At 35.3% G+C, this 2,829-nt stretch carries 3 protein-coding genes and 1 pseudogene; 2 read left to right on the top strand and 2 right to left on the bottom strand.

The window, feature by feature from the left end; genetic code table 11:
* Positions 1 to 208 (bottom strand): annotated as a pseudogene (locus tag ACESM0_RS13580) (proline iminopeptidase); the annotation flags it as partial.
* 206 nt (positions 209 to 414) lie between these two features.
* On the opposite strand from ACESM0_RS13580, the gene ACESM0_RS13575 reads away from it, so the two are divergent.
* Both ACESM0_RS13575 and ACESM0_RS13570 read left to right on the top strand, forming a co-directional pair.
* The gene (locus ACESM0_RS13575) at positions 415 to 723 is read left to right on the top strand and encodes a hypothetical protein (RefSeq protein ID WP_372906742.1); all 309 of its coding nucleotides are present in this window, start codon (positions 415 to 417) and stop codon (positions 721 to 723) included.
* 8 nt (positions 724 to 731) lie between these two features.
* Positions 732 to 1,325, top strand: a complete 594-nt coding sequence (locus ACESM0_RS13570; protein WP_372906741.1) for a hypothetical protein — start codon at positions 732 to 734, stop codon at positions 1,323 to 1,325.
* Positions 1,326 to 1,782: 457 nt separating this feature from the next.
* On the opposite strand, the gene ACESM0_RS13565 is transcribed toward ACESM0_RS13570, so the two are convergent.
* Positions 1,783 to 2,349, bottom strand: coding sequence for a hypothetical protein (locus ACESM0_RS13565; RefSeq protein WP_372906740.1), 567 nt, complete (start codon positions 2,347 to 2,349; stop codon positions 1,783 to 1,785).
* Positions 2,350 to 2,829 lie beyond the last annotated feature (480 nt).

Genomic DNA, 2,829 nt, shown 5'->3' with positions numbered 1-2,829 from the left:
GCAGATACCCATCAAAACACTCATAGAGTTCATGAGTAGCGCCCGGCCCGCCATGGAGCAACAAAACCCTGATTCTGGGATTATTCCCCACCCGCTTCGGGTACACTTTAAACTCACCTTTGGGAGTTGTAATGGGAATCATGTTGATGCCGCCTGTAAACTGATCGTTTGAGCCTGAATAATCTAAGTAGTCGTTTGTTCCTGCCATGAGATGCTCCTGTTTCGCATTTGAGTTTTAATTTGATAGATAGGTAACCGGTATTTCAATTAGATTTCTTCGAAAGAAAGTTTGAATAAATGTGTTTGCATACGTGAATTGTGCAACATGCTTAGTAGATTACTTGGTAAGAAGAAAATTTATTACTTAATTGTTTCGTTGTACATTATCAATACTATTTTATTTAACAAAAAAATATGTCCAAAAAAGAAGAGACTGATAAAAATGCCAATATTCAAACTTTGGCTAAATATGCGTTAGAATCTGACGAAGTACCAAAAATATACGCAAATGGATTTGCTCAGTTTTTCAATAACGCTGATGTTGGTATAATACTGCAGTTAAATGGCAAACCAAATGCAGTAATCAACATGTCTTACACTTTAGCTAAGACTTTGCATGATAGACTTGGAAAGCAGATAAAAGATCTAGAAAAAGATTCAGGTCACGATATTATGACAACTGAATTTGTTGATAGAATTAAAAGTAAAAGGAATGACGAATAAGACCTATTATGAAGAATATATTTAACTTTATCGATGTAGCAGACACGTTCATTAAGACTTTTCCTTCAACCTATGCTTCTGAAATTGACGAAGACGTTCTTGCTAAATTAAATGAATTTGCTGACTTAGAAGATGGCTGGTCTTATGGCGAAGGTAAACCAATCGACGCCGATGTAATTGAGAAAGCAAAAACCTTGTTCAAAATTGGGAACTACTTCCTATCAGATGCTGATGTATTTCCCGGAACCAATGGTCAAATTTTACTAGTGTTTTACGTGGACGAACGTTGTATTGAATTTACAATTAATGAGGACCTAAGTGTAGACGTTGCTGTCGAACATGGTATTGGGTATGACTTTGAGGTCACCTATGAGAAAAGGAATATATCTCTGAGAGAGGCAGAGCGTGTTATTAACAAATTTAATATGACAGAATGGAAGTCATCAGACTTATTCATCACAAACACTATGATAGCAGACGTAAAAGATTTCGAAGCTCAGCCTTTTCAAACTCCTCAAATAACGGAGGAATATCCGTCGTTGATATGGGATGTGCTACCACTAAAAACCGACAAGGGCAAACAATTTGTAATCACATCCTGACATATTATCCTAAAATTGCTGGGAACCCAATTATTTTTTGGATATTAAGCATCGAGCATCTTAAAGAACAACACTCTGAAGTCGATCTAATTTTAGAACAATCCCCTAGTCATACAGGAGATACGTGCCATATAAATCTTAAAGGTATTAGTGATAACAAAGCACGAAAATATTTTAAAAAATTTTGTAAACCTCCCTATTTAGTAGTTTGTGAGGACATGAAACCAGTTCAATTAGATGCAGTAAAAAAAATACAGGACTTTATAGATAGCTGAAATATAAACTTTCATCAAGTAATAGTTTAACTAAACAGGAGAAACAACCTATCTAAATATCCATCACGGTGGTCACTCATGAACAGGCAACGACCAATCCTGCGGGCACTTCTTAGAATAGCTAGGATAGATATCTTTAATGGATTCTATTCCTATCAAATTGATCCATTTTGGATTAAGACTCATTCATTTAGAGTCTTATTTTCTGCATTAAGCTTTTTAATAGTATCATCCTGAGCATTAATCTTATTTTGCAGACTATCAATTTCAGTTTCTAGTTTTAAATTCCTTTGATAGTAATCCATCTTTTCCTTGTCGAAATTGGATTTTCCAAAATGCATACCTAATGTGAAAGCTCCTCCTGCCAAAACCAAGATTAGACCCCAAAACGAAATATTTTTACCAAGTGTTTGAAAACTCGATTTTTTTACCTTTACTAAATCTTCGTCACCCTCAGACTCAAGTCCATAATTCTTTATTTCCTCTATGTACCCTAGTAAATATTCTTTCGCTTGTTGTTTCCCCTTTTTTCTTCTTCGACTTTGGATGTCTGAACCTACCATTGGTGTAGGTATTGAATAACTAATATCTCTTAATTGTTTTATTCTTTCATTTTTTTCAGCCCCAAAAATTCTCTGAATGTGAATACAAGTTTGATCAGTCCATACAATTGGGTCGAAATTTTCAGCGTTAATTGCCTCAATCCTAGCTTGAAGAGTTTCTATTGCTTTCCTTTCTTTTTCTGTCATTTATATTTTTTCATAAATGGGTAACAACGATAAAGTGCAAAAGCCACTATAATGAATTTATACTTTGTTAGCGGTAGCCACCTTTATTTTCATTTCTTCAATAGGCATATAATCTTTTAGAAAATCATGAATTTACCAGATTGATCCAAACCTAAACATTAAGCTGCGTCATACTTGAAAAGTATTGGCTGGATTGAAATACCTGGGAAACTCCGTATATATGCGCTTATAGCTTCTTCTTTTGAATCTCCTTTTCCTGGAGACCTCGAAAAGCATATACTTTTCTAAGAATCTGCTTCGGTTATTTTAATTTCTCTACCAGTTCCCCATCTTCATATCTTTCCTGGATGGTGATACGCCCCTCTTCATCATACTCTGTCATGAGTCCCTGTTCTAATTTGTTTCCGGTATACCCGGTGTAGAATGATTCAAGCGACAACTGTCCGTTTCTGTGCCACAGGCGAACATGTCCCAAACCGT

It is taken from the genome of Rhodohalobacter sp., from assembly GCF_041686455.1.
GTDB lineage: Bacteria > Bacteroidota > Rhodothermia > Balneolales > Balneolaceae > Rhodohalobacter.
The sequence above is the reverse complement of the archived record's forward strand: the minus strand, read 5'-3'. Positions and strand labels throughout refer to the sequence as shown.